31 protein-coding genes and 1 riboswitch are annotated in these 26,036 nt (G+C 73.1%); of the genes, 14 read left to right on the top strand and 17 right to left on the bottom strand.

Translation table 11 applies throughout. The features are described from left to right. The first annotated feature begins 55 nt into the window (after positions 1 to 55). Positions 56 to 1,204, top strand: a complete 1,149-nt coding sequence (locus tag ACFWVC_RS04665; protein WP_384277151.1) for an 8-amino-7-oxononanoate synthase — start codon at positions 56 to 58, stop codon at positions 1,202 to 1,204. Between the two features lie 2 nt (positions 1,205 to 1,206). Here ACFWVC_RS04665 and ACFWVC_RS04660 read toward each other — a convergent pair whose 3' ends face one another. Next, entirely contained in the window at positions 1,207 to 1,458 is a 252-nt protein-coding gene (locus tag ACFWVC_RS04660) for a DUF397 domain-containing protein (protein ID WP_384277142.1), read from the bottom strand. A 14-nt stretch (positions 1,459 to 1,472) separates the two neighbouring features. Next, positions 1,473 to 2,327: a helix-turn-helix domain-containing protein gene (locus tag ACFWVC_RS04655; RefSeq protein WP_384277135.1), complete on the bottom strand. Its 855-nt coding sequence runs from the start codon at positions 2,325 to 2,327 to the stop codon at positions 1,473 to 1,475. A gap of 275 nt (positions 2,328 to 2,602) precedes the next feature. Here ACFWVC_RS04655 and ACFWVC_RS04650 point away from each other — a divergent pair, with 275 nt between their 5' ends. Beyond that, complete coding sequence (locus ACFWVC_RS04650; RefSeq protein ID WP_384277131.1) at positions 2,603 to 3,040, top strand: ATP-binding protein; 438 nt, start codon at positions 2,603 to 2,605, stop codon at positions 3,038 to 3,040. A gap of 148 nt (positions 3,041 to 3,188) precedes the next feature. On the opposite strand, the gene ACFWVC_RS04645 is transcribed toward ACFWVC_RS04650, so the two are convergent. From ACFWVC_RS04645 to ACFWVC_RS04630, 4 genes are all read right to left on the bottom strand, one after another. Further along, positions 3,189 to 3,830 carry a GNAT family N-acetyltransferase gene (locus ACFWVC_RS04645; protein ID WP_384277126.1) on the bottom strand — a complete coding sequence of 214 codons (642 nt, stop codon included), beginning with the start codon at positions 3,828 to 3,830 and terminating at the stop codon, positions 3,189 to 3,191. A 71-nt stretch (positions 3,831 to 3,901) separates the two neighbouring features. Beyond that, positions 3,902 to 4,375: a C40 family peptidase gene (locus tag ACFWVC_RS04640; protein WP_384277120.1), complete on the bottom strand. Its 474-nt coding sequence runs from the start codon at positions 4,373 to 4,375 to the stop codon at positions 3,902 to 3,904. Positions 4,376 to 4,379: 4 nt separating this feature from the next. Continuing rightward, positions 4,380 to 4,539: riboswitch (cyclic di-AMP (ydaO/yuaA leader) on the bottom strand. Positions 4,540 to 4,923: 384 nt separating this feature from the next. Further along, positions 4,924 to 5,229, bottom strand: a complete 306-nt coding sequence (locus ACFWVC_RS04635; protein ID WP_384277114.1) for a hypothetical protein — start codon at positions 5,227 to 5,229, stop codon at positions 4,924 to 4,926. Between the two features lie 6 nt (positions 5,230 to 5,235). After that, the gene (locus tag ACFWVC_RS04630; RefSeq protein ID WP_384277110.1) at positions 5,236 to 5,877 is read right to left on the bottom strand and encodes an ATP-dependent Clp protease proteolytic subunit; all 642 of its coding nucleotides are present in this window, start codon (positions 5,875 to 5,877) and stop codon (positions 5,236 to 5,238) included. A 78-nt stretch (positions 5,878 to 5,955) separates the two neighbouring features. Between ACFWVC_RS04630 and ACFWVC_RS04625 the strand changes: the two genes are divergently transcribed. From ACFWVC_RS04625 to ACFWVC_RS04590, 8 genes are all read left to right on the top strand, one after another. Then, a complete protein-coding gene (locus tag ACFWVC_RS04625; RefSeq protein WP_384277105.1) occupies positions 5,956 to 6,249 on the top strand; it encodes a type II toxin-antitoxin system Phd/YefM family antitoxin in 294 nt (97 codons plus the stop codon). Between the two features lie 256 nt (positions 6,250 to 6,505). Continuing rightward, the gene (locus tag ACFWVC_RS04620; RefSeq protein ID WP_384277099.1) at positions 6,506 to 6,808 is read left to right on the top strand and encodes an urease subunit gamma; all 303 of its coding nucleotides are present in this window, start codon (positions 6,506 to 6,508) and stop codon (positions 6,806 to 6,808) included. 8 nt (positions 6,809 to 6,816) lie between these two features. Beyond that, positions 6,817 to 7,128, top strand: a complete 312-nt coding sequence (locus tag ACFWVC_RS04615) for an urease subunit beta (RefSeq protein ID WP_384277092.1) — start codon at positions 6,817 to 6,819, stop codon at positions 7,126 to 7,128. Further along, entirely contained in the window at positions 7,121 to 8,842 is a 1,722-nt protein-coding gene (locus ACFWVC_RS04610; RefSeq protein WP_384277085.1) for an urease subunit alpha, read from the top strand. The genes ACFWVC_RS04615 and ACFWVC_RS04610 overlap by 8 nt, the downstream gene beginning before the upstream one ends. 11 nt (positions 8,843 to 8,853) lie before the next feature. Next, positions 8,854 to 9,582 carry an urease accessory protein UreF gene (locus ACFWVC_RS04605; protein WP_384277079.1) on the top strand — a complete coding sequence of 243 codons (729 nt, stop codon included), beginning with the start codon at positions 8,854 to 8,856 and terminating at the stop codon, positions 9,580 to 9,582. A gap of 9 nt (positions 9,583 to 9,591) precedes the next feature. Continuing rightward, positions 9,592 to 10,293 (top strand): urease accessory protein UreG, encoded by a 702-nt coding sequence (ureG, locus tag ACFWVC_RS04600; protein ID WP_384277073.1) that lies wholly within the window; start codon positions 9,592 to 9,594, stop codon positions 10,291 to 10,293. Further along, entirely contained in the window at positions 10,290 to 11,051 is a 762-nt protein-coding gene (locus tag ACFWVC_RS04595) for an urease accessory protein UreD (RefSeq protein ID WP_384277066.1), read from the top strand. Before ureG ends, ACFWVC_RS04595 begins: the two co-directional genes overlap by 4 nt. A 5-nt stretch (positions 11,052 to 11,056) precedes the next feature. Next, a complete protein-coding gene (locus tag ACFWVC_RS04590; RefSeq protein ID WP_319660749.1) occupies positions 11,057 to 11,500 on the top strand; it encodes a type II toxin-antitoxin system PemK/MazF family toxin in 444 nt (147 codons plus the stop codon). Positions 11,501 to 11,591: 91 nt separating this feature from the next. On the opposite strand, the gene ACFWVC_RS04585 is transcribed toward ACFWVC_RS04590, so the two are convergent. Both ACFWVC_RS04585 and ACFWVC_RS04580 read right to left on the bottom strand, forming a co-directional pair. After that, positions 11,592 to 11,909, bottom strand: coding sequence for an antibiotic biosynthesis monooxygenase family protein (locus tag ACFWVC_RS04585; RefSeq protein ID WP_384277061.1), 318 nt, complete (start codon positions 11,907 to 11,909; stop codon positions 11,592 to 11,594). Between the two features lie 292 nt (positions 11,910 to 12,201). Next, complete coding sequence (locus ACFWVC_RS04580; RefSeq protein WP_384277053.1) at positions 12,202 to 13,110, bottom strand: LysR family transcriptional regulator; 909 nt, start codon at positions 13,108 to 13,110, stop codon at positions 12,202 to 12,204. 78 nt (positions 13,111 to 13,188) lie between these two features. Between ACFWVC_RS04580 and ACFWVC_RS04575 the strand changes: the two genes are divergently transcribed. Together ACFWVC_RS04575 and ACFWVC_RS04570 are read left to right on the top strand one after the other, a co-directional pair. Continuing rightward, positions 13,189 to 13,953, top strand: coding sequence for a hypothetical protein (locus tag ACFWVC_RS04575; RefSeq protein WP_384277047.1), 765 nt, complete (start codon positions 13,189 to 13,191; stop codon positions 13,951 to 13,953). Between the two features lie 107 nt (positions 13,954 to 14,060). Continuing rightward, complete coding sequence (locus ACFWVC_RS04570) at positions 14,061 to 15,653, top strand: alpha/beta hydrolase (protein ID WP_384277040.1); 1,593 nt, start codon at positions 14,061 to 14,063, stop codon at positions 15,651 to 15,653. 78 nt (positions 15,654 to 15,731) lie between these two features. Here ACFWVC_RS04570 and ACFWVC_RS04565 read toward each other — a convergent pair whose 3' ends face one another. The 4 genes from ACFWVC_RS04565 to ACFWVC_RS04550 all read right to left on the bottom strand — a co-directional run bounded on the left by ACFWVC_RS04565 (position 15,732) and on the right by ACFWVC_RS04550 (position 18,672). Next, positions 15,732 to 15,887, bottom strand: a complete 156-nt coding sequence (locus tag ACFWVC_RS04565; protein WP_384277037.1) for a hypothetical protein — start codon at positions 15,885 to 15,887, stop codon at positions 15,732 to 15,734. Positions 15,888 to 15,896: 9 nt separating this feature from the next. Continuing rightward, positions 15,897 to 16,724, bottom strand: coding sequence for a TIGR02452 family protein (locus tag ACFWVC_RS04560; protein ID WP_384277031.1), 828 nt, complete (start codon positions 16,722 to 16,724; stop codon positions 15,897 to 15,899). A gap of 26 nt (positions 16,725 to 16,750) precedes the next feature. Then, a complete protein-coding gene (locus tag ACFWVC_RS04555) occupies positions 16,751 to 17,824 on the bottom strand; it encodes an NAD-dependent epimerase/dehydratase family protein (RefSeq protein ID WP_384277025.1) in 1,074 nt (357 codons plus the stop codon). Between the two features lie 128 nt (positions 17,825 to 17,952). Continuing rightward, positions 17,953 to 18,672 carry a lysophospholipid acyltransferase family protein gene (locus ACFWVC_RS04550; RefSeq protein WP_384277019.1) on the bottom strand — a complete coding sequence of 240 codons (720 nt, stop codon included), beginning with the start codon at positions 18,670 to 18,672 and terminating at the stop codon, positions 17,953 to 17,955. Positions 18,673 to 18,946: 274 nt separating this feature from the next. Between ACFWVC_RS04550 and ACFWVC_RS04545 the strand changes: the two genes are divergently transcribed. Next, positions 18,947 to 20,152, top strand: coding sequence for a S1 family peptidase (locus ACFWVC_RS04545; RefSeq protein ID WP_384277014.1), 1,206 nt, complete (start codon positions 18,947 to 18,949; stop codon positions 20,150 to 20,152). Positions 20,153 to 20,162: 10 nt separating this feature from the next. On the opposite strand, the gene ACFWVC_RS04540 is transcribed toward ACFWVC_RS04545, so the two are convergent. Next, positions 20,163 to 21,620, bottom strand: a complete 1,458-nt coding sequence (locus tag ACFWVC_RS04540) for an MFS transporter (protein WP_384277007.1) — start codon at positions 21,618 to 21,620, stop codon at positions 20,163 to 20,165. A gap of 134 nt (positions 21,621 to 21,754) precedes the next feature. On the opposite strand from ACFWVC_RS04540, the gene ACFWVC_RS04535 reads away from it, so the two are divergent. After that, complete coding sequence (locus tag ACFWVC_RS04535) at positions 21,755 to 22,459, top strand: TetR/AcrR family transcriptional regulator (RefSeq protein ID WP_384277001.1); 705 nt, start codon at positions 21,755 to 21,757, stop codon at positions 22,457 to 22,459. Between the two features lie 27 nt (positions 22,460 to 22,486). Here the strand turns inward: ACFWVC_RS04535 and ACFWVC_RS04530 are convergent, their stop codons facing one another. The 4 genes from ACFWVC_RS04530 to ACFWVC_RS04515 form a co-directional block, all read right to left on the bottom strand. Then, positions 22,487 to 22,648: a hypothetical protein gene (locus ACFWVC_RS04530; protein ID WP_384276995.1), complete on the bottom strand. Its 162-nt coding sequence runs from the start codon at positions 22,646 to 22,648 to the stop codon at positions 22,487 to 22,489. A gap of 71 nt (positions 22,649 to 22,719) precedes the next feature. Beyond that, positions 22,720 to 23,766 (bottom strand): hypothetical protein, encoded by a 1,047-nt coding sequence (locus ACFWVC_RS04525; protein ID WP_384276991.1) that lies wholly within the window; start codon positions 23,764 to 23,766, stop codon positions 22,720 to 22,722. A 32-nt stretch (positions 23,767 to 23,798) separates the two neighbouring features. Beyond that, positions 23,799 to 24,752 (bottom strand): cytochrome c oxidase assembly protein, encoded by a 954-nt coding sequence (locus ACFWVC_RS04520; RefSeq protein ID WP_384276985.1) that lies wholly within the window; start codon positions 24,750 to 24,752, stop codon positions 23,799 to 23,801. Between the two features lie 141 nt (positions 24,753 to 24,893). After that, complete coding sequence (locus tag ACFWVC_RS04515) at positions 24,894 to 25,919, bottom strand: 6-phosphofructokinase (protein ID WP_384276980.1); 1,026 nt, start codon at positions 25,917 to 25,919, stop codon at positions 24,894 to 24,896. Between the last annotated feature and the right edge of the window lie 117 nt (positions 25,920 to 26,036).

The raw sequence follows: 26,036 nt of genomic DNA, 5'->3' as shown, positions 1-26,036 counted from the left end.
GCGGCGAGGCAGACTACGGTGCTGAGGACATCCGACACCGACCCCGGGGACGACCATGGCCCGCGACCCGTTCGACTGGATCGACGCGCACGCCGAACGGCGCGACGCGGCGGGGCTGGTACGCACCCTGCGGCCCCGGCCCTCGGACTCGGCCCTGCTCGACCTCGCCTCCAACGACTACCTGGGCCTGGCCCGGCACCCGGAGGTCACCCGTGCGGGTGCCGACGCCTGCCTGCGCTGGGGTGCCGGGTCCACCGGTTCGCGGCTCGTCACCGGCAGCACCGAACTGCACGCGGAACTGGAGGCCGAACTGGCCGCCTTCTGCGGCTTCGAGGCGGCTTTGGTCCTCGCCTCGGGGTACGCCGCCAACCTCGCCGCGGTGACCGCGCTGACCACCGAGCCCGGCACCCTGATCGTCTCCGACGCGGGCAACCACGCCTCGCTCATCGACGGCTGCCGGCTCTCCCGGGCGGCCACCGAGGTCGTCCCCCACGCCGACCTGGGCGCCGTGCGCAAGGCGCTGTCCGGGCACGACGGGCCGGCCGTGGCCGTCACCGACTCGGTCTTCTCGGTGGACGGCGACGCGGCACCGCTCGGTGAACTGGCGGCGGCGTGCGCCGAGGCGGGGGCCGCACTGCTGGTCGACGACGCGCACGGGCTCGGCGTCCTCGGTGACGGCGGCCGGGGAGCGGCGGCGGCCGCAGGGCTCGCGGGGGCGCCGGGGCTGGTGTGCACGGCCACGCTGTCCAAGGCGCTGGGCAGCCAGGGCGGCGTGGTGCTCGGCCCGGCCCGGGTCATCGGGCATCTGGTCAACGCGGCGCGGACGTTCATCTTCGACACCGGCCTCGCGCCCGCCGCCACGGGTGCCGCGCTGGGGGCGCTGCGGCTGCTGCGCCGGGAGCCGGACCGCGCCGGGCGGGCCCGGGAGGTGGCCGGTGAACTCCACAAACGGCTGGCGGCCGCGGGGCTGGACGCCACCGCGCCGGACGCGTGCGTGGTGTCGGTGCGGGCGCCCTCGCCGGAGGCGGCGGTCCAGTGGGCCGCGGACTGCCGGGAGGCGGGGCTCGCCGTCGGCTGTTTCCGGCCGCCGTCGGTGCCGGACGGGATCTCCCGCCTGCGGCTCACCGCGCGCGCCGACCTGACGGACCGGGAGATCGGCGACGCCGTCGGGACGATCGTCCGTACGGCGCCGCCACGCCGCTGAGCTCAGGGGCGTTCGGTGAGGGTTCCCGTCCGCACGGCGGTCAGGAACGCGTTCCATTCGGTGGGGGAGAAGAGCAGGGCCGGGCCGCGCACATCCTTGGAGTCGCGGACGGCGAGCTGTCCCGAGAGCGGCCCCGAGGGGACGAGTGCCGTCTCGACACAGTTGTTCGCCGCCGTGCTGTAGCTGCTGCGTCGCCAATTCACGCCGAAGAGGGACGCACTGGAGGAAACGTACTGAGGCAGTGCGCTGGACATGGGGGTGTGCCTCCTTACGCGCCTTTGCCGATACCGGTGATGAAGGACAGCGACTGTTCACTCGACAGGGCATGGGAGCGCAATCGATTGAAGGCAGCACCGTACGCCCTGATGTCCTCTTCCTGATCCAGATAGAGACTACTCGTCAACTGGTCGAGAACGACAACATCCAGATCAGCAATGCGCGGAAACGAGAAGATGACGAAAGGCCCCGTGACGCCGATATGGCCCCCGGCCGAGAAAGGCAGTACCTGCAGATGCACATGAGGCAGGGAACCGAGCTCCACAAGATGGCTTAATTGCGCCGCCATCACTTCCGGGCCCCCCACCCTGCGCCGCAGCACCGCCTCGTCGAGCACCGCCCACAGCTCCAGCGGCGGCGACGCCCGCAACACCGCCTGACGCGTCATGCGGACGTCCACCAGCGTCGCGATCTGCCGCGGACCCAGCTGGGGCAGCACCGAACGGGTCAGCTCACGGGCGTAGTCCGGGGTCTGCAGCAGCCCCGGCACGACGGTGGTCTCCAGGGTGCGGGCGCGGCAGGCGTCGGTCTCCAGACTGATGAAGTCCCGGTAGGTGGAGGGCAGTTCCTCGCGGTACTCGTGCCACCAGCCGCGCCGGACGCCCTCGCCGCCGGCCAGCGCCGCCAGCATGTCGCGCAGTCGCTGATCGCGGACGCCGTACGCGTCCAGCAACGCGGTCACGTCCTCCGGGCGCACGCCGCTGCGACCCGTCTCGATGCGGCTCACCTTGGACTGATGCCAGCCCACCCGGAGGGCGACCTCGCCGCTCGTCAGTCCGGCCGTGTCCCTGAGACGGCGCAATTCGGAGCCGATCTTGCGGCGGCGGACCGCCGGCACCTGCTGCATGACTGTGTACCTCCTGGTTCCCCGGCAGCCCTCGCCGGTCCCCGGGCGAAGTCTGCCGCGCAAATACGTTCTCTCGTAGCAGAGTTCACCGCTTTGAGCGACAGATATATGCATATAGCTGTGGTGGCACCTGTTTAACGGCACGATGAGTGGCACTCTGGCGCGTGGAAGCCGGTGGGCCCGTATGGGAAGTACGGGCCGCCGGCGGCCGGGCGCGCGGCCCGGACAGGCGCGCGCCGGAGTCCCGGTCACGGCGGGAAAGGGACAGCGTCGCCATGGCAGACCACCAGGAAGCATCCGTCACCCTGCCGAGCGACCCTGCCTCGGTACCCACGGCCCGTCGTTATGTGCGCGACCTGTTGGCGGAGTGGGGGATGACGGAGGACTCGTCGCCCGCCGACGCCGTCCGGCTGATCGTCTCCGAACTCGCCACCAACGCCGTGCTGCACACCCTCGGCCAGTCGCCCACCTTCACCCTCGACGTCCGGCTCGACCGCGACGAGCAGTTGCGGATCGGGGTCACCGACAGCCACCCCCGCTGGCCCCAGCGGCTGCCGGCCGCCGTCCAGCAGGACAACGGCCGCGGCATGGTGATCATCCGTCATCTCACGGCCGAGGCCGGGGGCCGGCTCCATGTCACGCCCACCGTCGATGGCGGCAAGACCGTCTGGATCACCCTGCCGTGGGTGGCGGCTGCCGCCCCGGTGGAGTGAACGCCGCGCCCCGAGGGGCACCACCGGGGACTCCGCCGTCATCCTGGGCACCAGACCCACCCGAGCCCCGCACTGACCAGGGCGCCGGCGGCGGCATGCGGGCGGCCCTGGGCGCGGAGCTGCCGGCCGGTGCCCGGCCCTGAGGCGCTCAGTCGTGTGCGGGCACCAGCAGCGCCTCGGCGCCGACGGGCGTGAAGCCGGCCGCCAGCAGTGCCCGTACGCTCGCCGCGTTGCCCGGGGCGATCTGCGCCCACAGCGTCTCGCCGCCCGGCACCAGACGGCGCGCCTCCAAGGCCAGCCGGCGGCCGAGCCCGGCGCCGCGTGCCGCGGGCTCGACCTCGACGGCCATCTCCCACCGGCCCGCCACTCCGCGCCCGATGAGCACCGTGCCGCCCGGGACCGTCCACACGCGTACCTCGTCCCGGTGCCGCAGCGCCCGCGCGGCGCGGGGATGCTCGCGGCCGGTGGTCTCCCGCAGGGCGAGCGGGGGTCCGGCCGGCGGGCCGGGCAGGGCGGTGGCCGTCGCCAGCAGGTCGATGTTGTTCACCCGGCGCCCGAGCAGCCCGCACAGGGCGGTCAGGAACGGCGGGTTGAGCGGTGCCGACAGGTCGCCGGGCGGGAGCAGCTCCCGGATGCGCCCGGGGTCGGCGTCGGCGAAGACCACGGAATGCGCCGTGAAGGCCAGGACGCCCGCGTCGCGTGCCGAGGGCTGCGGCACGATCGTCACCGAGCCGTCGGCGGGCGGGAGGACGCCCTTGGCGGCATCGGCGAGCAACTGCTGCAGCGTCATGGCCCCACGCTAGCCGGGCCGGTACGCCGCGGGGCCCCCGGGTGGGCGGCCCGGGACCCCGCGGCGCCGGGTCACTTCACACGGCCGTACCAGACGCTGCGGGTCCAGATCTTCTCCAGCCGCACCCGGCCGCCGGGTTTGGGGGAGTGCCAGATCCGCCCGTGCCCCGCGTATATCCCGACGTGGTAGATGCTGCTCCCGTAGTGGAAGAACACCAGGTCACCGCGGGTGCGGTCGGAACGGTGGATGTGGCGTGTGCTGTTGTACTGCGCGGCGGCGGTGCGGGGCAGTTTCCTGCCCACCTTCTTGAAGGAGTAGAGCGTCAGGCCGGAGCAGTCGAAACTGCGGGGGCCGGTGGCCCCGTACCGGTAGGGGGAGCCCTTCTTCGACGCCGCGACCTTCAGTGCCTTGGCCCGGATCGTCACGGCTTCGGCGTGCTGGGCCATGTCCGGCAGGACCGCGGGACCGGCGACGGCGGCCGCCGTGAGGGCGGAGACCGCCCCGAGCCGGGAGAGAACCGCGGACATGGCTGATGGCGCGATCATGCGCAAACCCTTCGTCGTCCGCCTGCGAAGGATGACCTGTCGGGTTCGGGCAGGCGAAGATGCCCGGCCGCTGGTGCGGCTTCACCCCAAGGAATCGGCCCGTGGGCCGGTCCCGTCGTACTCGGGTCCTCCGCTCCTGCCGTTGCGTTCGGTGTCGACCTGGCGTCCGCGACGGCGGCAGGACTCGGCGTCCGCGCGGACCGCCCCGCCGGATGACGGGGGCTTGTCGTCGAAGGGATGGTTACTCACAGAACTGGTCAGGACATAGCTCATCCGGTCGAATGTGAGTCTCTTCACGACTCACCTATTCGGGTGGACTCGGGTCTCAGGAGTGCCGTCTGACGACTCGAAACCAGTCGAACACCTGCGATGGAGCGTCAGATTCCGGTTGTGTGCGGCCGAAGCGCGCAAGTCGGGACCGTTCGCGTGTCGACGTGACGTACAACGATCGGGCGAGTCCATTCGGTGCTACTTCGTGTCGAGCCTGTGGCGCCGCGTGACAGACCGGTGGATGACCCGATCTGACGTCGACTCAAGATGACGGTCCGTCAGTGCGACGGTGGAAGGGGCAGGGTGACCAGCCGGGTACGCCGCTCCCCGTCGAGCACGCGCAGGGCGCGCTCGATCGTCGTGGTGTGCAGCTCGCTCTCCCCCCGCAGGTGCATCGTGGTCAGCGCGTCGCGCAGCTCCGCCGCGCGTCCCGCCAGGGCCTGGGCGGCCCGCAGCGCGCCGTAGGTGTCCCGGACGCGGGCGGGGTTGATCCTCCCCAGCAGATCCACGACCTCCAGATATGTGTCGATGAGTTCGCCCTCCGCGCGGGTCAGGGCGGGCAGCGGCGGCAGTTCGGGCAGCACGGCCGGTCACCGCACGGCGCGCGGGCCGGTCCCGCCGTCGCCCTTGCGGCTGACGGTGAGCCGGTCCACCAGTCCGTACGCGAGCGCGGACGGGGCGTCGAGGATCATGTCGCGCTCGATGTCGGCCCGGATCCGCTCCGCGTCCCGTCCGGTGTGCCGAACCAGCAGTTCCTCCAACTGGTCACGACTGCGCAGTAGTTCCCTGGCCTGGATTTCGAGGTCGGCGGTGGTGCCCTGGACGGCCTCCGGGAAGGAGGGCTGATGGATCAGTACCCGCGAGTGGGGAGTCGCCAGCCGCTTGCCCGGAGTCCCGGCCGCCAGTAGCACGGCCGCGGCCGACGCGGCCTGGCCGACGCACACGGTCGAGACGTCGCAGTTGACGAACTGCATGGTGTCGTAGATCGCCGTCATGGCGGTGAGCGACCCGCCGGGGGAGTTGATGTAGAGCGAGATGTCCTGCTCCGGGGCGGCGCTCTCGAGGTGGATCAGCTGGGCGATGACGTCGTTGGCGGACGTGTCGTCGATGGGCGTGCCCAGCAGCACGATCCGTTCCCGGAGCAGCTTGGAGTACGGATCCAGGGAGTGCACACCCTCACTGGTGCGCTCGGTGAACTCGGGCAGGACGTGGCGGGCGGTCGGTCGAAGCATGGCGGCACCTCCGTCGGGGCACGGGTCCCCGTCTCTGTAAAAAATGTACAGGACGTACATCCCGTTATGATGGGGAGCATGGCCCATGAAGTCCCCGTGACACAAGCGAGAGCGGAGCTCGCCGAGCTCATCAACCGCGTCGTGTACGGCGGTGAACGCGTGGTCGTAACGCGTCACGGCAAGCCGCTCGTCGCCCTTGTCTCCGCCGCTGACCTGCAACGACTCCAGGAACTCGACGAGGCCGCGGACGAGGCCGTGGTCAGTACGGTCTCCTCGGTGCGGCCCACGGTGTCCGCCACGGGCGAACGGCGCCGCTTCGGCATCGCGGCCGAGCACCGCGGCACGACGAACGCGCGCCACGACGGAGCCTGAGCGGCCGTCGCGCCGGGCGCCCGCTCGTGTCGCGCATCGAGGGCCCGCGCCCCCGTGGCATGCTGCCGGGGCGGCGGGCCGGAGCAGGGCGCCCATACCCGATCCCCCGCGCTGACGGGCTTCCGATCCGGGGCGGCGAGTTAACGCGGACGAAACGCCGCCGAACTAGCCTGCGACTTCCGGCAGACGGAGAACGGAGTCGCAGGTCAGGACGCCCTGCGGACCCGCTCACCCGGGACGACTGCGAGGTGTGGCCATGCAACTGACCCCTCATGAGCAGGAACGCCTGCTCATCCATGTCGCCGCCGACGTGGCGGAGAAGAGGCGGGCCCGGGGCCTCCGGCTGAACCATCCCGAGGCCATCGCCCTGATCACCTCTCACATCCTGGAGGGCGCCCGCGACGGCCGGACCGTCGCCGACCTCATGGCCTCCGGCCGCAAGGTCCTCTCCCGTGCCGACGTCATGGACGGCGTGCCCGAGATGATCCACGACGTCCAGGTCGAGGCCACCTTCCCGGACGGCACCAAGCTCGTCACCGTCCACGAGCCGATCGCATAGGGGCCCGCGTGATTCCCGGAGAGATCCTGTACGGCGACGAACCGGTCGAGCTCAACGCGGGCCGGCCGGTCACCCGGCTGGTCGTGCTCAACGCCGCGGACCGCCCGGTCCAGGTCGGCTCCCACTACCACTTCGCCGAGGCCAATCCCGGCCTCCGCTTCGACCGCGCCGCCGCCCGGGGCAAGCGGCTGTCGGTCGCGGCCGGTACCGCGGTCCGCTTCGAGCCGGGCATCCCCGTCGAGGTGGACCTCGTGCCGATCGGCGGCGCGCGCGTGGTCGAGGGGCTGCGCGGAGAGACCGGAGGTGCCCTCGATGGCTGAGATCTCCCGCGCCGTCTACGCGGACCTGTTCGGCCCGACCACCGGTGACCGTATACGACTCGCCGACACCGACCTGCTCGTCGAGGTGGAGAAGGACCTGTCCGGCGGTCCCGGCAACTCCGGGGACGAGGTCGTCTTCGGCGGCGGCAAGGTGATCCGCGAGTCGATGGGGCAGTCCCGGGCCACCCGCGCCGAGGGCACCCCCGACACCGTCGTCACCGGCGCGGTGATCCTCGACCACTGGGGTGTGGTCAAGGCCGACATCGGCATCCGGGACGGCCGCATCGCCGCGATCGGCAAGGCGGGCAACCCCGAGACCATGGACGGGGTGCACCCGGACCTGGTCATCGGCCCGGAGACCGAGGTCATCGCCGGCAACGGCAAAATCGTGACCGCGGGCGCCATCGACGCGCACGTCCACTTCATCTCCCCGACGATCGCCGACGAGGCTCTGGCGTCGGGGATCACCACCCTCGTCGGCGGCGGCACCGGCCCCGCCGAGGGCACCAAGGCCACCACGATCACCCCGGGACCCTGGCATCTGGCCCGGATGTTCGCCGCGCTGGAGCACTACCCGGTCAACATCGGCCTGCTGGGCAAGGGGAACACCGTCTCGCACGAGGCGATGCACTCGCAGCTGCGCGGCGGGGCGCTCGGCTTCAAGATCCACGAGGACTGGGGCGCCACGCCTGCCGCGATCGACGCCTGCCTCACGGTGTGCGAGGCCACCGGCGCACAGCTCGCGCTCCACACCGACACGCTCAACGAGGCCGGTTTCGTCGAGGACACCCTCGCCGCGATCGCCGGGCGCGGCATCCACGCGTACCACACCGAGGGAGCGGGCGGCGGTCACGCGCCGGACATCATGACGGTGGTGGCGCACCCCAACGTCCTGCCCTCGTCGACGAACCCGACCCGGCCGCACACCGTCAACACCGTCGAGGAACACCTCGACATGCTGATGGTCTGCCACCACCTCAACCCCTCCGTGCCGGAGGACCTGGCCTTCGCCGAGTCCCGGATCCGGCCCGGCACCATCGCGGCCGAGGACTTCCTGCACGACATGGGCGCGATCTCGATCATCTCCTCGGACTCGCAGGCGATGGGCCGGGTCGGCGAGGTCGTACTGCGGACCTGGCAGACCGCGCACGTGATGAAGAAGCGGCGCGGCGCGCTGCCCGGTGACGGACGGGCCGACAACCTCCGCGCGCGTCGCTATGTCGCCAAATACACGATCAACCCGGCGGTCGCCCAGGGCCTCGACGGCGAGATCGGCTCCGTCGAACCCGGCAAGCTCGCCGACCTCGTCCTGTGGGACCCCGCGTTCTTCGGCGTCAAGCCCCAACTGGTGATCAAGGGCGGCCAGATCGCCTACGCGCAGATGGGTGACGCCAACGCCTCCATCCCGACCCCCCAACCCGTCCTGCCCCGGCCGATGTTCGGGGCGCTCGGCCGGGCGCCCGGCCTGAACTCCGTCAACTTCGCCACCGGCATCGCGCTGGAGGACGGCCTGCCGGAACGGCTGGGCCTGTCCAAGGAGTTCGTCGCCATCCGCAACACGCGGCGGATCACCAAGGCCGACATGCGCGAGAACGACGCCATGCCCCGGGTCGAGGTCGACCCCGACACCTTCACCGTCCGCATCGACGGCGACGTCGTCGAGCCCGCCCCGGCCACGGAACTCCCCATGGCCCAGCGCTACTTCCTGTTCTGAGCACGGCTGCCATGACCACGACCACGACCACGACCCAGGCGACGGCGCCCGGTGCCGTCGCCACCGCGACCCGGGCCGCCCTGCTGGTGCTGGCCGACGGCCGCTTCCCCGCCGGCGGGCACGCCCACTCCGGTGGCGCGGAGGCGGCCGTCAAGGCGGGGCGCATCCGCTGCCCCGCCACGCTGGAGTCCTTCTGCCGAGGCCGGCTGCACACCTCAGGACTGGTCGCGGCGGCACTGGCCGCCGCCGCGGCCGCCGGCCTCGACCCGCTCGCGCTGGACGAGGCCGCCGACGCGCGGACCCCCTCGCCCGCGCTGCGCGCCACCGCGCGCCGGCTCGGCCGGCAACTCACCCGGGCCGCCCGCGCGGCCTGGCCGTCGGACGCCCTCGACGCGCTCGCCGCCGCCCGGCCCCGGGGCGCCCACCAGCCCGTCGTCCTCGGCCTGACCGCCCGCGGCGCGGGCCTCACTCCGCTGGACGCCGCCCACGCGGCGGCCTACGAGTCCGTGACCGGCCCGGCGACCGCCGCCGTACGCCTGCTGAGTCTCGACCCGTTCGCCGTCACCGCCGTGCTCGCCCGGCTCGCCCCCGACCTGGACGAGGTCGCACGGCAGGCCGGCGCCGCGGCGCGGGCCGCCCTGACCGAGGGCACCGGCGCGCTGCCCGCCGCGAGCGCGCCCCTGCTGGACGTGTACGCCGAGCAGCACGCCACCTGGCCCGTACGCCTCTTCGCCTCCTAGGACGCCGCCATGCACCTCGACCACGACCACCACGACCGCGAGTTCCCCGAGCGCCACGCGTACACCACGCCCGCCACCCGTCTCGACGGCAGCCGCCGCGCGCTGCGCGTGGGGCTCGGGGGCCCCGTCGGCTCCGGCAAGACGGCCACGGTGGCCGCCCTGTGCCGGGCGCTGCGCGACCGGCTGTCCCTCGCCGTCGTCACCAACGACATCTACACCCGCGAGGACGCCGACTTCCTGCTCCGCAACGCCGTCCTGCCGCCCGAGCGGATCACGGCCGTGGAGACGGGCGCCTGCCCGCACACCGCGATCCGCGACGACATCTCCGCCAACCTCGAGGCCGTCGAGGAGCTGGAGGAACGTCTCGGCCCGCTCGACCTCGTGCTCGTCGAGTCCGGCGGCGACAACCTCACCGCGACCTTCTCCAAGGGCCTGGTGGACGCCCAGATCTTCGTCATCGACGTGGCCGGCGGCGACGACATCCCGCGCAAGGGCGGCCCGGGTGTGACCACCGCCGACCTGCTCGTGGTCAACAAGACCGACCTCGCCCCCTACGTCGGTTCCGACCTCGGCCGGATGGCCCGCGACGCCAAGGCGCAACGCGGCGAGCTGCCCGTCGTCTTCACCTCTCTCGTCGCGGAGAACGGAGTGGCCCCCGTCGCCGAGTGGATCGGCGCCCGCATCGCCGCCTGGACCGCGGTCCCGGCGTGACCGGTGTCCGCGCCACCGCCCGGATCACCGCCGCCCCCGACGGCCGCGGCGGCACCGCGCTCCCCGAACTCGTCGGGGACGGCCCGCTCGCGCTGCGCCGCACCCGGTCGTCCGGGGCCGGCACGGCACGGGTCACCGTCGTCGGCGCCATGAGCGCGCCGCTCGGTGGCGACCGCCTGGCGATCCACGCGACGGTGCTGCCCGGCGCCGCGCTGCGCGTGGACGCCGCGGCGGCGACGGTGTCCCTGCCCGGGCGGTCCGGGGAGCCGGCCCATTACGAGGTGCGGCTGACCGTCGGCGAGGACGCCGAACTGCACTGGCTCCCCGAGCCCCTCATCGCCGCCGAGGGCAGCGACCTGCGGATGACGACCACGGCCGAACTCGCCCCCGGCGCCCGGCTCGTGCTGCGCGAGGAGCAGATCCTCGGCCGGGCCGGGGAACGCCCCGGGCGGCTCGTCTCCCGGCTGGTCGTACGGGTCGGCGGACGGCCGCTGCTCGACCAGGAACTGTCCTTCGGCCCCGGCGCGCCGGGCTGGTCGGGCCCCGCGGTGCTGCACACGCACCGGGCGGTGGGTCAACTGCTCGTCGTGGACCCTGCGTTCGAGGAGAAGCCGGCGGCCGCGCGGGTCCTGGGTGAGGACCCGGAGCGGGGCGAGGCCGTGCTCACCCCGCTGGCGGGTCCGGCCGCCCTGCTCACCGCGGCCGCGCCGGACGGGCTGGCCCTGCGGGGGCTGTTGTCGGCTAGCGTGGGTCCGTGAGTTCGATAGACACCGATGACACCGAGAGCCCGGGCCGCTACGGCCCCGGCGCGACCACCGAGGCCGAGCCCGAGCAGGTCGGTCCCGTCCGCACCGAGTACTCCCCGGACCACGACGGCGACCCCGACCCCGGGGAGATCGTGTGGACCTGGGTCCCGTTCGAGGAGAACGACGGCCGCGGCAAGGACCGCCCGGTCCTGGTCGTGGCCCGCGAGCCGGCCGGAACCCTGCTCGCCGTCCAGCTCTCCAGCAAGGAGCACAACGACGACCGCGAATGGGTGCCCATCGGCTCCGGCCCCTGGGACAAGTCCGGCCGTGCCTCCTGGGTCAACGTCGACCGCGTCCTGCGGGTGCACGACGAGGGCATGCGGCGTGAGGCGTGCGCGCTGGACCGCGGCCGTTTCAACATCGTGGTGAACCGGCTCAAGGAGCTGTACCGCTGGCGCTGAGCCCGGCGGCGACGCGAGGCGAGGGCCCCCGGGCGGTCATGCCGCCCGGGGGCCCTCGTGTGCGCGGTCTCCGCGCGGCTGCGTCAGCGGGTCACTCCGCGACGATCGAGTACTGCGAGGAGTCGTGCTCCAGCACGCACTTGCGCATGCCGGCGCGGCGCGCCGTGAACTCCTCGCTCGCGACGAACGCGAGGTACTGCTCCATGGACGCCCATTCGCTGGTCACGATCCAGCAGTCGGGGTCCTTGACGGATTTGCACAGCTGCGAGCTGATGTACCCGTCGGCCTTGGCGATGTCGTGGTGCACGAGGTCGTATGCCGCCGCATACTGGTCGCCCATGCCCTCGTGCAGCTGAATGCGCAGGACGACGCGCGTTTTCGTGGGTGAAGTCTTCGGTGAAGTGCTCATGACCCTCGACCTCCCGTGGGACAACGAGGACGCTGTTGCTTCGCCGGATGCTCACTCTGCGGGGCCGTCAGGCCACGATGCGGGACGGCGGCGGGTCCGGCGGGCCGGGACCGCGAGGCGCGGATCCCCGGCGGGTCGGTGACGTGACGAGAGGGTGTCCTGCCCCGCGTTTCCCATGAGCGGACTCCCATGGGGCGCGGGCACCCCGAATGCCGCCGTCCCACGACTGTGAACCCCTCACCCGGGCGGCGCATTACCGATGAGCCGAACGGGTGAGGGGGCCCTTGGGGCGTCAGGCCGCCGGCCCCGGCGGCGCGGACGCCGTCAGCAGCGTGGCGAGCACCCCCGCGGCCTCACCGGGACCGCCGCGGCGGTGCAGGAGCTCGGTGCGGTGCACCAGCCGCGGGACCGCCAACGGCACCGCCGCGACGCCCTGCCGGCCCGCCACGGCCGACCTGGGCAGGAGTACGGGACCGAGTCCGGCCCGCACCAGTTCGAGCACCCCGCGCACGTCCGGTCCCTCGTAGCGCACGCCGCTGCGGAAGCCCTCACCGGCCGCCGCCGGGTGGAGTGCCGCGGGCGGCACGGCGGCGTCGGGCGCGTCCACCCACAGGGCGTCGGCGAGGTCGGCCAGCCGCAGTCCGGACCTGCCCGCCAGCGGATGGTCCGCGGCCAGGGCGACGACCAGCTCCTCCTCGGCGCACCGCACGGCCCGCAGGCCGCCGGCACCGGAGACCGTCAGCGGATCGCTCGGCGCGGCGGCTCCGTCCACCAGGCCGAGGTCCAGCTCCCCGGCCGTGACCCCGGCCACCACCGCCGCCCGGTCCAGGACCCGCAGTGTCACCTCCGCGCGCGGCCGCTCCGCCCGCAGCCGGGCCACCGCGAGAGCCACCCGGCTCCCCATGGCCGACGGCGACACCCCGGCGGTGATCCGCGCCGCCGGGGCTCCCGCCGCGCGGGCGACCTCGGCGCGCGCAGCCGCCAGGCGCAGCAGCAGCGGCCCGGCGTGCTCCAGCAGCCGCGCGCCCGCCTCCGTCGGCGCCACCGGGCGCCGGCGCAGCAATTCCACCCCGAGATCGGCCTCCAGGGCCGCGATGTGCTGGGAGACCGCGGACTGGGTGTAGCCGAGCTCCCGGGCGGCGGCCGAGAAGGAGGCGCACCGGACCACCTCGGTGAAGGTGCGCAGGAGATGAGGGTCCATAGCCGATCAGTATCGCTTATCGAAGATGCGCGAATCATCGTTGGACGTGATGTGAGGCGGGCCCCGAGGATGGTGCGCATGACCACGACCACCGGAAGTCCGCAGGCCGCCGCCCGGCTGGCCCTCGTCGGCGACCGCTCCGAGTCCGTGCGTTCGCACCGGCGCATCCCGCGGCTGCTGGAAGCGCTCCGCGTACGCGACGGACTGCTCCTGGACGCCTACTGGATCCCCACCGAGGAGGCCGAGGCCGCGGGGGAGACCGGCGGAGTCGAGGGCTTCGACGCGGTGTGGACGGTGCCGGGCAGCCCTTACCGCAGCGAGGCCGGGGCCCTGGCCGCGATCCGGACCGCCCGCGAGCGGGGCCTGCCGTTCCTCGGCACCTGCGCCGGCTTCCAGCACGCGCTGCTGGAGTTCGCCCGGAACGTCTGCGGCGTCGCCGGCGCCCGGCACGGCGAGAACGAACCGGACGCGGGGGACGACGCGTTGATCGTGCCGCTCGCCTGCTCCCTCGTGGGGCACGAGGGGCCGCTGCTGGTGACACCCGGCTCGCGCGCCGAGGTACTGCTCGGTGCCTCACGGACCGTCGAGCGGTACCACTGCTCCTTCGGGCTCAACCGCGACCGCCTCGGCGAACTCACCGGCCACGGGCTGGCCTTCACCGGCCACGACCCGGACGGTGAACCCCGGATCGCCGAACTCCCGGGCCACCCCTTCTATATGGCGGCCCTCTTCCAGCCGGAGCTGGCGGGGGACGGTTCGGTCCCGCATCCCTTCGTCCGCGCGTTCGCCGCGGCGGCCGTCAGCCGGGCCGCCAACCGCCGCCCGAAGCTTACGGCTTGGTAAAGATACGCCCGTACGATCTTCTCCCGGGCGCCATCCGGGCGAAAGGATCCCCCTGCAGTTCTGTGCTCGCGCCGCCACAAGCGGCTCAACAGCAGGGGGACGTCATCGTGAGACGCACAGCCGTGCTCGGGCTCACCGGAGCCCTGATAGCCGGCACCGTCGTCGCCGCCGCGCCGCAGACCGCGGTGGCCGGGGGTGCCGGCTACGGACACCACGTGAACGCGGAGGACGCCGGGGTGCGCGTCGCCGCGGCCCGCGCCGCCAAGGCGGGCATCGACTGGGCGGCCTGCCCGGCCGACTGGGGCATCGCCGCGCCCGTCCAGTGCGGCTGGGTCACCGTGCCGGTCGACTACGCCAAGCCGCACGGCAGGACGATCAAGATCGCCGTGGACCGCATCGGCAACACCGGCACCGCCGCCGAGCGGCAGGGCGCCCTGATCTACAACCCCGGCGGCCCCGGCGGCTCCGGCATGCGCTTCCCGCTCCGCGTCACCGCCAAGAACCCCATCTGGACGGCCACCGCCAAGGCGTACGACTTCGTGGGCTTCGACCCGCGCGGCGTCGGCCACTCGGCGCCCATCTCCTGCGCCGACCCTCAGGAGTTCGTGAAGGCCCCCAAGGCCGACCCGGTCCCGGACAGCGAGGCCGACAAGCGGGCGCAGCGCAAGCTCGCGGCGGAGTACGCCGAGGGCTGCAAGGAGCGCACCGGTGCGGCGATGCTCTCCCAGATGACCACGCCCAACACCGCCCGCGACCTCGACGTCATCCGTGCCGCGCTGGGCGAGCGGAAGCTCAACTACCTGGGCGTCTCCTACGGCACCTATCTCGGCGCCGTGTACGCCACCCTCTTCCCGTCGCACGTGCGGCGCATGGTCGTCGACAGCGTCGTCAACCCGGCCCGCGACCAGATCTGGTACCAGAACAACCTGGACCAGGACGTGGCCTTCCAGGGCCGCTGGGACGACTGGAATGCGTGGGTCGCGAAGTACGACTCCGTCTACCACATCGGCAGCACGCCGGCGAAGGTCCAGGCGCAGTGGGAGCGGCTGCGCGCCACCGCCAAGGCCCACCCCATCGGGGGCCTCGTGGGCCCGAACGAACTGCTCGGGCTCTTCCAGACCGCCCCGTACTACGACTCGTCGTGGGCGACCGTGGCCGGGGTCTGGAGCAAGTACCTCGCCGGTGACACCCAGGCGCTGGTCGACGCCGCGGCCCCGGACCTGTCCGACACCGCGGGCAACATCGCCGCGGAGAACGGCAACGCGGTCTACACGGCGGTGGAGTGCACCGACGCCAAGTGGCCGCGCGACTGGCGCACCTGGGACCGCGACAACACCCGGCTGCACGCCAAGTACCCGTTCCTCACCTGGGCCAACGCGTGGCTGAACCTCCCCTGCGCCACCTGGGGAGTCCCGCAGCAGAAGCCGGTGGAGGTGCGGACCGGCCACGGCCTGCCGCGCGTCATGATCGTCCAGAGCACCCGTGACGCGGCGACCCCGTTCCCCGGGGCCGTCGAGCTGCACCAGCGGTTCAAGGGCTCGCTCATGATCACGGAGAAGGGCGCCGGCTCGCACGGCGTCACCGGTCTGGTCAACCCCTGCATCAACGACCGGGTCACCGGCTACTTCGTGAACGGTTCGCTGGACCGCCACGACGTCACGTGCGCCCCGCACGCGGCGCCGGTCCCGGCCACCAGCTGACCCCCGCACCACCCCGCGCGAACGGTCCCGGCCCCCGGTCGAGGGGGGCCGGGACCGTTTGCTTTGGTACGGGGCCGCTCAGGCCGGGTGCACGCCCGTCGTGCCCTCGTTGCCGTCGCCGGTGTCGACCGTGCCGCGCGGCCGGTGCGGAACGCCCTTGGGCACCGTGGACACCTCGTGCGGGCCGAGCGTCACGGTGCCGTCCGGCAGGTCCAGATGCAGCCGGCCGGCCATGGTCTCTCCCTACCCGGGGAACGCGGCGGCGAAGGCCGCACGGGTGGGCGCGTCCCGCTGCCGGTCCAGAACGGCGAAGACGACCCGCTCGAAGCGCTCCGCGAAGCGCCCGCCGGGCCCGAGCAGCCCGCGGAACGCCCCGGCGACCTGTGCCGGGTCGTTGCGGAACACCCCGCAGCCCCACGCGCCCAGCACCAGCGCCCGGTAGCCCTCGGCGGCCGCGACCTCCAGCACCCGGCCGGCCCGGGCGTCGATCGCGGCGGGCAGCCGGACGGCGGCCGGCGGGTCGCGGAGTTCGATGACCCCGGCATTGGGCGCGGCGCAGGTGAGGAAGCCCGCCTCGAACGGATCCTCCAGCAGTTCGCCGCGCGGGTCGCGGAACACCGGGACGGCGGGGGAGTGGATGACGCGGTCGCTGTAGAAGGGACTTCCGTCGGTGCGGTGCCAGGTGTAGAAGTCCCGCGCGGCGAGCAGTGTCGTGTACAGCGCCGAGGAGCGGCACAGCGCCTCCTCCTGGGCCTGCGCGCCGTTGACGTAGCCGCCGCCGGGATTGCGGGCAGAGGCGAAGTTGAGGACCGCGACCGGGCCTGCGGCCTCGCGCACGAGCCGTCCGGCCGCCTGGAGGCTGTCCTCGCCGGTCACCTCGAAGGCGGTCGGTGCCGCCAGGGCCCGGGCGGCGCCGGGGTCGACGGGTGCCGGCCCGTGGATCCGGGTCCCCGCGACCGCCCTTTGCACCGCCGCGCCGATCGACACCTCGGTCCCCCGCGCCGTGCGGTAGCCGCCCACGGCGACGACGGCCTCCGTCGCCTGGGCGATGGCCCGCAGACGGGCGCTCACGACTGGTCCCTTGCCACGCCTGAAGGCTAGTTGGGGCCCGTCCGGGGAGCGAGGGATTTTCCCACGCCCAGCCAGCGGTCCTCGGCCGCGTAGTCGAAGAGGTCGCCGAAACGGTCGTACGTCGTGGCCAGCACGGGGAACGCGGCACGCCAGTCACGGTCGCCGAGCCGCGCCACGAGCCCGTCCACGGTCTCGGGCAGCGACTCCGAGTATCCCGTCACGGCCCGGTAGCCCAGTTCGCTTTCGGCGGCCGCCATGTCGAGCACGAAGGGATGCGCCGCGCTCCACGGGGTGTCGCCGACGTTCGGGGCCGGGGGCGGTCCGTCCACGAGGACCGTGTCGCAGTCGTGGCCCAGCAGCCCGCCGATCGCGGTGGCGATCTCCGCGACCGTCGGGGCGTACGGATCACCGGCGTTGAGGACGCGCGAGCCGGGGCGGCGGGCGGCGAGGCGCACGAGCTCGGCCAGATTGGCGGTGTGCACCGGGTGGAAGCGGCTCGCGCCGTTGTGGGCCAGGATCCGGACCGGCCGCTTGTCCAAGGCGCGCTTGACGAAGTACAGCTCGCGCGGGCGCAGGTTGTGCGCGCCGTGGATCGCGCCCGCCCTCAGCAGTGTGGTGGGCAACCGGTCGCCCGCGGCGAGGAGTTCGCGTTCCAGCGCCACCTTCCGGGCGGCGTAGCCGCTCGGGCCCGCGGCCACGGAGGACTGGGTCTCGGGCACCGGGACGGGCAGCACCGGGGCGCCGTCCGGCTCGACCTGGGTCTCCAGGCTGCGCCCCTGGTCGTCCGCGTAGACCGAGCAGCTGGAGACCACGACGGCGGAGCCGATCCGCCCGGCCAGGTCCAGCAACTGGCGTGCGTGCTCGGTCCCGTACGCCACGCAGTCCAGCAGCACGTCGCATCCGTCGCCGATGGCGGCGGCCAGCGCCGCGTCGTCCTCGCGGTCCACCGCGACGGGCCGTACGCCCTCGGGCCAGGGCACATCGCCGCCGCCCCCGCGCGAGGCCGCGCGCACCTCCCAGCCGTCCTCGGCGAGCGCGCGCACCGCCGCCCGCCCGATCTGCCCCGTCGCCCCGATCACGAATGCGCTTCCCGTCGTCATGGGGCGACGCTAAGAGGCCGTGCGGGGCCATGGCCAGGCGGGTTCGCCCTGCGCGGATCCGCCGAGGGCGCAAACGCGGGGCGCGGAAGCGGGGGCGCGGTCCAGCGGCGCGGCCGCGGGGCGGCGGCTCAGGCGCCGCGCCGCAGCCGGGAGCCGACGCCGCGCCCCGGGCCCTGCTGCTCGGCCTTGACGTCCGCGGCGTAGCGGTCGACGTACTCCTGACCGGACAGCTCCAGGATGGCGTACATGATCTCGTCGGTCACGGAGCGCACCACGAACCGCTCGTGGTCCATCCCCTCGAAGCGGGAGAACTCCAGCGGTTCGCCGAAGCGGATGGTCACCGGCTTGATGCGCGGCAGGCGGCGCCCGGCGGGCTGGATCTCGTACGTGCCGATCATCGCGCACGGGATCACCTTGACCTTCGCGCGCAGGGCCATCGTCGCCACGCCCACCTTGCCCTTGTACAGCCGTCCGTCGTGCGAGCGGGTGCCCTCGGGGTAGATGCCGAGCAACTCGTCCCGGGCCAGCACCTTCAGCCCTTCCCGGATCGCCGACTCGCCCGCTTTGCCGCCCGAGCGGTCGACTGGGATCTGTCCCGCGCTCCGGAAGAACGCCGCGGTCAGGCGGCCCTTGACGCCGGGTCCGGTGAAGTACTCCGCCTTGGCCAGGAACGTGATGCGGCGCGGCAGGATCGCCGGCATCAGGAAGTGGTCGGAGAACGACAGGTGGTTCCCGGCGACGATCGCCGCCCCCTCCTCCGGGATGTTCTCCATGCCTTCGATCCGCGGGCGGAACAGCAGTCTGAGGAGCGGGCCGAGGAGCACGTACTTGAGCACGTAGTAGAACACGGTGCGACTCCCAACCGAACTGCTCGACCTCGGGGCAGCGTTCCGCCACGTCGGAAGGCGTGTCGGGGACGGCCAGTGTAGGTCCCCGCCTCGCTGTCCGTCACCGGTCGCGGACGGCCGTCGTGCCGATCTGGCGCGAAGTTGATATGGACATGACCAAGCGGTCAGACCTATGCTCGCGCCGACGTCGTGGATGAGAGCGCTCTCATGAACCGCCTGGTACCCCATCGCACCCCCTGTACGACCTCCTCCCACAACAGTTAGGGGAACCGCCATGAGACGCAGCATCCGTGCGCGCATGGGCTTGTCCGCCCTCCTCGCGCTGGCCGGCCTGGGCGGCACGCTCACCTCGCTCGCGCCCGCCGCCGCCTCGCCCGCCTCCGCCGCCACCGCCCGCACCTCCGCCCGTGCCACCGCGCCCGCCTCCGCGGAGCTGGTCGGGGTCATGGCGCGCGACCTGGGGCTGACCCGCGGTCAGGCCCGCGAGCGACTCCGGGACGAGGCCGCCGCGACGCGCCTGGAGCCGGCGGCCCGGCGCGCGGCCGGCGCCGCGTACGGCGGTTCCTGGTACGACGCGGAAAGCGGCCGGCTCGTCGTCGCCGTCGTGGGCACCCGTGGAGCCGAGGCCGTGCGCGGCACCGGGGCGGCGGTCCGGGTCGTCCGGCACACCGCCAGGGAACTCGACGCGGTCAAGGCCGGGTTGGACCGCACGGCCCGGGCGGCAGCCGCCCCGGCCGGGGTGACGGGGTGGCGCGTCGACCCGCGTGCCAACCGCGTCGTGGTCGACGTCCGGGCCGGAGCGGAGCACGCCGCCGCCACCGAGGCGTTCGTGGCCCGCGCCCGCCGGGCCGCCCCGGGCGCCGGTGTCGTCGTCGTCTCGGTGCGGGCGGCCGACCGGGCCCCGGCGACGTTCGCGGCGGGCACGGTCGGCGGCGACCCGTACTACAGCCACAACATCCGCTGCTCGATCGGCTTCTCCGTCTACGGCGGATTCGTGACCGCGGGCCACTGCGCCCAGCTCGGTGCCGCCGTGTACGGGTGGGACGGATCGTACGTGGGCAACTTCCAGGGCGGTACGTTCCCCGGCAACGACTACGGCTGGGTCAACGTCGGCAGCGGCTGGTGGACGGTCCCGGTGGTGCTGGGCTGGGGCACCGTCCCCGACGCCCTGGTCCGCGGTTCGGCCGAGGCGCCGGTCGGTGCCTCGGTCTGCCGCTCGGGCTCGACGACCCACTGGCACTGCGGCACGGTCCTGGCGAAGAACGAGACCGTCAACTACAGCCAGGGCAGCGTGTTCGGCCTGACCAAGACGAACGTGTGCGCCGAACCGGGCGACTCCGGCGGCTCGTTCATCAGCGGCGACCAGGCGCAGGGCGTCACCTCCGGCGGCTGGGGCAACTGCTCCTCCGGCGGCGAGACCTGGTTCCAGCCCGTGAACCCGATCCTGTCCCGGTACGGTCTGACCCTCCAGACCGCCTGACGCCACGCGGTCAGTGCCCCGTCGCGCCCTCCCGGGCGTGACGGGGCATCAGGAAGGTGGCCGCCAGCGCCGCGACGAAGGCCGCCGCCGCCATGAGCGCCGTCCACTGGGCGGCGTTCACGGTGTCCCCGCCGGCCGCGTACGAGAAGAAGGCCGTGCCGAGCACCGCCACACCGACGGAACCGCCGAGCTGCTGCACGGCGTTGAGGGCGCCGGAGGCCGAGCCGTTCTCGTGCTCCTCGACGTCGGCGAGGGCGATGTCGAAGAACGGCGCCATGACCAGGCCCATCGCGAAGCCGTTCAGCAACAGCGCGGGCAGCAGCTGCCATGTGGTCGCCCCGTGACCGGCCAGGTGCACGGTGAGGGCCAGTGCGGCGACCCCGACGGCGGACAGGGCGAAGCCCGCCTGGATGGTGAGCCGGCCGTACTTCGGGCCGAGTACCGCTCCGGAGAGGACCGCGCCGATCACGGTGCCGGCGGACCAGGGGATCATCGAGGCCCCCGCGTGCAGGGCGCTGTAGCCGAGGCCGACCTGCAGGTGCAGTGTGAGCACGAGCATCAGCCCGCTGATCGCGGCGAAGAAGACGACGCCCACGACGAGCGCGGCGCTGAAGCCGCGGTGCCGGAACAGACCGGGCTCCACCAGCGGTGAACCGCCTCGCGCCACCACCCGGCGCTGGTAGCGGGCGAAGAGCCAGAAGACCGGGACCGCGCCCGCCATCGACAGGTATGTCCACAGCGGCCAGCCCAGGTCGCGGCCCTGCACCAGCGGGTACACGAGCATGAGCACACCGAGGCTGACCAGCGCCGACCCGAGGAGGTCCAGTCGTGGCGCGTGCGGCGCGCGGCCCTCGGGCAGGATGCGCAGCGCGGCGACGAAGGCGACGACGCCGATCGGGACGTTGATCAGGAAGACCGCGCGCCAGCCGGAGCCGAAAAGGTCCGCGTCGGTGAGGAATCCGCCGAGCACCGGGCCCGCGACCGCGGCCAGCCCCATGACCGGCCCGAAGGCGCCGAAGGCCGCTCCTTGCTCCTGCGGCGGGAACATCTGGCGCAGGATGCCGAGACCCTGCGGGACCAGCATCGCTGCGAACGCCCCCTGGGCGGCCCGCCCGCCGATCAGCATCCCGGCCGAGCCCGCGGCCGCGCACAGCGCGGAGCAGACCGTGAACCCGGCGAGTCCGGCCAGGAACATCCGGCGGCGGCCGACGATGTCCCCGAGCCGGGCCCCGGTGATCATCAGCACGGAGAACGTGAGGGTGTAGGCGGCGGTGATCCACTGGATCTGCGTGGAGCTGCCGCCGAAGTCGGCGCGGATCGAGGGTGAGGCGACGCCGACGATCGTGGCGTCGAGCAGATCCATGATCTCGACGGCCAGGACCACGGCGAGCCCGAGCTTGCGCAGCGGGTGGCCGCCGGCCGCGGGGGCCTCGGGCGTCGGCGGGGAAAGGGCTGCTTCGGTGCTCACGAGAGGGGCCTCCTGGCCGGGGTGCGACGGAGATGGGCGAACGGCGTTCGTTCGGTACGAACAGTGTTCTAGAAGGCGAACGGCGTTCGTGTCAAGTACGCTGTTCGTGTTCCGCTCCCGGAGGTACGCAGCCCGTGACATCGGTCCCCACCCCGCCCTGGCGCCCCGAGCGCAAGAAGGTGTCCCGCCGCACGCTCAGCCAGGAGGCGGTCGTCACCGCCGCCCTGCGGATCGTCGACACCGAGGGCCTCGACGCGCTGAGCATGCGCCGGGTCGCCCAGGAGCTGGACACCGGCGCCGCGTCGCTCTATGCGCACGTCGCCAACAAGGAGGAGCTGCTGGAACTCCTCCTGGACCTGATCCAGGCCGATGTGACGCGCCCGGAGCCCGACCCCGAGCGGTGGCAGGAGCAGATCAAGGAGATGGCCCGCGAAGGCCGCCGGGTCCTCGTCACCCACCGCGACCTCTCGCGGGCAGCGTTGGGCCAGGGCATCCCCTCGGGCCCCAACGCTTTGCTCAACGCCGAGGCCATGCTCGGCATCTTCAAGTCCGGCGGCCTGTCCGACCGGGTCTGCTCCTACGGGGTGGACGCCCTGGCGCTGTTCATCACCGCGACCGCCGTGGAGGATTCGCAGCGTGCACAGGGCTTCGGCGCGCCCGAGGTGAGCCTGGAGGAACAGGTGGCCCGCGCCCGCGAGTACTTCGCCGCGCTGCCGCCCGATCGGTTCCCGCACATCACGGGCATGGTCGACGCGCTCACCCGCAGCGAGGGCGACGAGCGCTTCGAGTTCGGCCTCGACCTCCTCGTCTCCGGCCTCGCCCGGCACGCCCCGGCCTGACGGCGCCGCCCCGGTACGGGGCCGCCGTCACCGGGGCGTGCGGATCGCGAACATGCCGATCGTCGAGAGACCGAGTACGACCCAGGCGAACCAGAGCCAGCCGCTCGGCCCGAGGGCCACCGTGTACGCGGTCACGGCCACCAGGCAGGCCACCGTGAGCGCGATCATCGCCTTCGCAGGTGCGGGCATGACGCCCTCCTCCCCGGGCGGCGCACAGCGGCGGCCCGGACACCATGGTCGCCCGGGCATGCCCCCCGGCGCTACCAGTCGCCGTCCGTGACCGTTCCGTCACCTTTGAGTTGCTGCACCTGTCCCGGCGCCGGGGGCACCCAGGGAGACTCGTCCTCGCCCAGCCAGTCCCCGACCGGCTGCACCTGGGTGAGGGTGTCCGGAGCCGCGAGATCCTCGGCGTCGGCGTCGTAGTAGTCGAACCACGGCAGCCCGGCCGCCGTGTAGGCCGCCCGGTTCACCGGGGACGGCGGTGGCTCTTCGCCCGTGATGCGGCGCCACTCGGGAGGGGTCGTCAGATGGACGAAGATCCGGCCCGACGGCTCGTCCCGCCAGTCCGAGGGCTTGCGGTCGTCGCGGTACACCTCCTGCCGCATCCGCCCGCCGGCGCCCAGCCCCATCGCGGGCGCGGACCGCGCCGGCCCGCGCGTCCGCCCGGCGGGCGCCGCCCCCGGGGCGGGTGCCGCCATCGGCGCCATCGGCATCGCGCCCACGGGGCCGCCGTACCCGCCGAAGGCCGCCCGCGGCGGCCCGTCCCGGCGCCGCTGTTCGGCCTGCCAGGCCGCCAGCGGCTCCTCGCCGAGCTCGAAGACCTGGAGCTGCACCCCGCCCCAGACCTCCTCGCCGGTGACCTGGCCCTCGACGGTCGCACCGAGGCCCAGCGGCACGGCGACGAACTGCCGGATCGTGCCGGAGCCGGAGTTGATGCCGTCGAGCCACGGCTGGCGGGGCAGTACGACGTAGTTCTGCGGGTGCTGGGTCAGCCGGTCGTTCCACGGTGTGCCCGACACCGCGCAGACCTTGCCGACGCCCACCTGAAGCGCGGCCGGCACCGCGGCCGAGAAGCTCAGCCACATCGCCTCGCGCTGGTAGACCGGCAGCATGACGCCGCCGCGCGCGAGCCACTGCTCGGGCGCGCGGTCGGGGAAGTCCGCGACGCGGCGCAGCGGGAAGGTGCCGAGCCCTGGTGGCAGGGGGTGCGTGCCCGTCTCGGGCAGCCGCAGCGTGCGCATGAAGCGCACCGTCACACCGCCCGGCAGGAGCAGCGCGTCGCCCGATATCCGTACCTGGTCGCCCATCGAGGGCCTCCCTTCGCGGCGGGCGGCCCCGGTCAGCCGCGACCCCGCGCCTCCAAGGATGCCAAGTAGGCGTTGTACGCGGCCAGTTCCGCGTCACCGTCGCGGTCCGCCGCACGGTCCTTGCGGCGGGCGTGCCGCTGTTCCGAGGTGTACCACTGGATCAGCAGCGCCACCAGCACGAGGACCGAGGGGATCTCGCTGAACGCCCAGGCGATGCCGCCGGCGGCGGTCTGGTCGTCGAGGGCGTCGATCCCCAGCGAGGCCGACGGGTGCTGGAAGGTGCGGATCATGGGCTCGGAGGCCATCATCAGCGCGATGCCGAAGAAGGCGTGGAAGGGCATGCCCGCGAACAGCTCCAGCATTCGCATCACGTACCCCGGCCGGTGCGGCCCGGGGTCGACGCCCATGATCGGCCAGAAGAAGACCAGGCCCACGCCGAGGAAGTGCACCATCATCGCGATGTGCCCGGCCCGGCTGCCCATCAGGGTGTCGAACAGCGGGGTGAAGTAGAGCCCGTACAGGCTGGCGATGAACAGCGGGATGGTGAACGCGGGATGCGTGACCACCCGCATGTAGCGGCTGTGCAGCAGCGCGACCAGCAGCTCCCGCGGCCCCTTGCGGCCGCGCCCGGCCGCGGGCAGCGCGCGCAGCGCCAGCGTCACCGGGGCGCCGAGCAGCAGCAGGATCGGGGCGACCATGGAGAGGACCATGTGCTGCACCATGTGGACGCTGAACATGACCATGCCGTAGTCGTTCAGCCCGGTGCACATCGCCAGCGCGATGGACAGCACCCCGGCGGCGAAGGCGACCGTGCGTCCGGCCGGCCAGCGGTCGCCGCGGCTCCGCAGGCGGACGACGGCGAGGCCGTACAGGGCCAGCGCCACCAGGCAGCCGGCGAGGAACACCGGGTCCCCGCTGAAGGCGAGCCCCCGGCCGAGGGTGAACGGCGGGAGCTCCGTCAGCATGCCGTGTCCGCCGTGGTCCATCCGTCACTCTCCTGTCGTGCCCGTCCGCACGTACCGCGCCGTCGGCAATGTGCCGGTTGGGGCGGGTGCGCCCGCACCAGACTAGAACCGCCCCCGGGCGCGTTCGCGGCCGGGGGCGGTTCCAGGAGGGTGATCAGCGCGTCACAGCACGCACTCGGCCTCGACGTAGCGCTCGGCCGGCACCGTCTTGAGGTGCTCGACGGCCTCCGCCAGCGGGACCAGGGTGATGTCGGTGCCGCGCAGCGCCGTCATCATGCCGAAGTCGTCGTTGTGCGCGGCCTCCACGGCGTGCCAGCCGAAACGGGTGGCCAGCACGCGGTCGTACGCGGTCGGCGTGCCGCCGCGCTGCACGTGGCCGAGGATCACCGGACGGGCCTCCTTGCCCAGCCGCTCCTCCAGCTCGATGGAGAGCCGGGTGGCGATGCCGGTGAAGCGCTCGTGGCCGTAGGCGTCCTTGACGCCGGCCTCGAACTGCATGGTGCCCTCGCGCGGCTTGGCGCCCTCCGAGACCACCACGATCGCGAACTTCTTGCCCGCGGAGAAGCGGTCGCCGACCATCTTGGTCAGCTCCTCGATGTCGAAGGGACGCTCCGGCACCACGATGGCGTGCGCGCCGGCCGCCATGCCGGAGTGCAGCGCGATCCAGCCCGTGTGGCGCCCCATGACCTCGACGATCAGCACGCGCTGGTGCGACTCGGCGGTGGTCTTGAGGCGGTCCAGCGCCTCGGTGGCGACGGTCACGGCGGTGTCGAAGCCGAAGGTGACGTCGGTGGAGGCGATGTCGTTGTCGATGGTCTTGGGCACGCCCACGATCGGCAGCCCGTTGTCCGACAGCAGTCGGGCGGCCTTGAGTGTGCCCTCACCGCCGATCGGGATGATCGCGTCGAGGCCCAGGTCGGCGACGTGTCCCTTGGCCCGCTCCACGCCGTCCCGCAGGTGCTCGGGACGGACCCGGGAGGAGCCGAGGATCGTGCCGCCGCGGGCCAGGATGCCGCCCACCGCGTCGAGGTCGAGCTTGCGGTAGTCGCATTCGAGGAGGCCCTTCCACCCGTCGTGGAAACCTATGACCTCGTCCCCGTGGTCGACGACCGCGCGGTGCACGACCGACCGGATGACGGCGTTCAGGCCGGGGCAGTCGCCGCCGCTCGTCAGCACACCAATACGCATTGCTCGTTACTCCTGGAAGATCGATCCGGGCGCCGGACGCCGTCGTCCGGATGGACCCGCGGCGCGAGCGCCGCAACACCTACGTTATCGAGCCGGGCGCGGACGACGGAAACGCCG

This window comes from Streptomyces sp. NPDC058691 (assembly GCF_042714775.1).
Classification (GTDB): domain Bacteria; phylum Actinomycetota; class Actinomycetes; order Streptomycetales; family Streptomycetaceae; genus Actinacidiphila.
Note: the sequence above shows the minus strand (reverse complement) of the source record. Positions and strands in the feature narration are given on the sequence as shown.

Bases quoted from the DNA above. Each gene is read 5' to 3' on its own strand.
- ACFWVC_RS04530 (WP_384276995.1), bottom strand. From the start codon at position 22,648: ATGCCCGCACCTGCGAAGGCGATGATCGCGCTCACGGTGGCCTGCCTG.
- ACFWVC_RS04580 (WP_384277053.1), bottom strand. From the start codon at position 13,110: ATGGACCCTCATCTCCTGCGCACCTTCACCGAGGTGGTCCGGTGCGCC.
- ACFWVC_RS04625 (WP_384277105.1), top strand. From the start codon at position 5,956: ATGGCCCATGAAGTCCCCGTGACACAAGCGAGAGCGGAGCTCGCCGAG.
- ACFWVC_RS04645 (WP_384277126.1), bottom strand. From the start codon at position 3,830: ATGACGCTGCAGCAGTTGCTCGCCGATGCCGCCAAGGGCGTCCTCCCG.
- ACFWVC_RS04555 (WP_384277025.1), bottom strand. From the start codon at position 17,824: ATGACGACGGGAAGCGCATTCGTGATCGGGGCGACGGGGCAGATCGGG.
- ACFWVC_RS04515 (WP_384276980.1), bottom strand. From the start codon at position 25,919: ATGCGTATTGGTGTGCTGACGAGCGGCGGCGACTGCCCCGGCCTGAAC.
- ACFWVC_RS04650 (WP_384277131.1), top strand. From the start codon at position 2,603: ATGGCAGACCACCAGGAAGCATCCGTCACCCTGCCGAGCGACCCTGCC.
- ACFWVC_RS04655 (WP_384277135.1), bottom strand. From the start codon at position 2,327: ATGCAGCAGGTGCCGGCGGTCCGCCGCCGCAAGATCGGCTCCGAATTG.
- ureG (WP_384277073.1), top strand. From the start codon at position 9,592: ATGCACCTCGACCACGACCACCACGACCGCGAGTTCCCCGAGCGCCAC.
- ACFWVC_RS04545 (WP_384277014.1), top strand. From the start codon at position 18,947: ATGAGACGCAGCATCCGTGCGCGCATGGGCTTGTCCGCCCTCCTCGCG.
- ACFWVC_RS04620 (WP_384277099.1), top strand. From the start codon at position 6,506: ATGCAACTGACCCCTCATGAGCAGGAACGCCTGCTCATCCATGTCGCC.
- ACFWVC_RS04525 (WP_384276991.1), bottom strand. From the start codon at position 23,766: ATGGGCGACCAGGTACGGATATCGGGCGACGCGCTGCTCCTGCCGGGC.
- ACFWVC_RS04610 (WP_384277085.1), top strand. From the start codon at position 7,121: ATGGCTGAGATCTCCCGCGCCGTCTACGCGGACCTGTTCGGCCCGACC.
- ACFWVC_RS04605 (WP_384277079.1), top strand. From the start codon at position 8,854: ATGACCACGACCACGACCACGACCCAGGCGACGGCGCCCGGTGCCGTC.
- ACFWVC_RS04640 (WP_384277120.1), bottom strand. From the start codon at position 4,375: ATGATCGCGCCATCAGCCATGTCCGCGGTTCTCTCCCGGCTCGGGGCG.
- ACFWVC_RS04565 (WP_384277037.1), bottom strand. From the start codon at position 15,887: ATGGCCGGCCGGCTGCATCTGGACCTGCCGGACGGCACCGTGACGCTC.
- ACFWVC_RS04575 (WP_384277047.1), top strand. From the start codon at position 13,189: ATGACCACGACCACCGGAAGTCCGCAGGCCGCCGCCCGGCTGGCCCTC.
- ACFWVC_RS04585 (WP_384277061.1), bottom strand. From the start codon at position 11,909: ATGAGCACTTCACCGAAGACTTCACCCACGAAAACGCGCGTCGTCCTG.
- ACFWVC_RS04630 (WP_384277110.1), bottom strand. From the start codon at position 5,877: ATGCTTCGACCGACCGCCCGCCACGTCCTGCCCGAGTTCACCGAGCGC.
- ACFWVC_RS04520 (WP_384276985.1), bottom strand. From the start codon at position 24,752: ATGGACCACGGCGGACACGGCATGCTGACGGAGCTCCCGCCGTTCACC.
- ACFWVC_RS04665 (WP_384277151.1), top strand. From the start codon at position 56: ATGGCCCGCGACCCGTTCGACTGGATCGACGCGCACGCCGAACGGCGC.
- ACFWVC_RS04660 (WP_384277142.1), bottom strand. From the start codon at position 1,458: ATGTCCAGCGCACTGCCTCAGTACGTTTCCTCCAGTGCGTCCCTCTTC.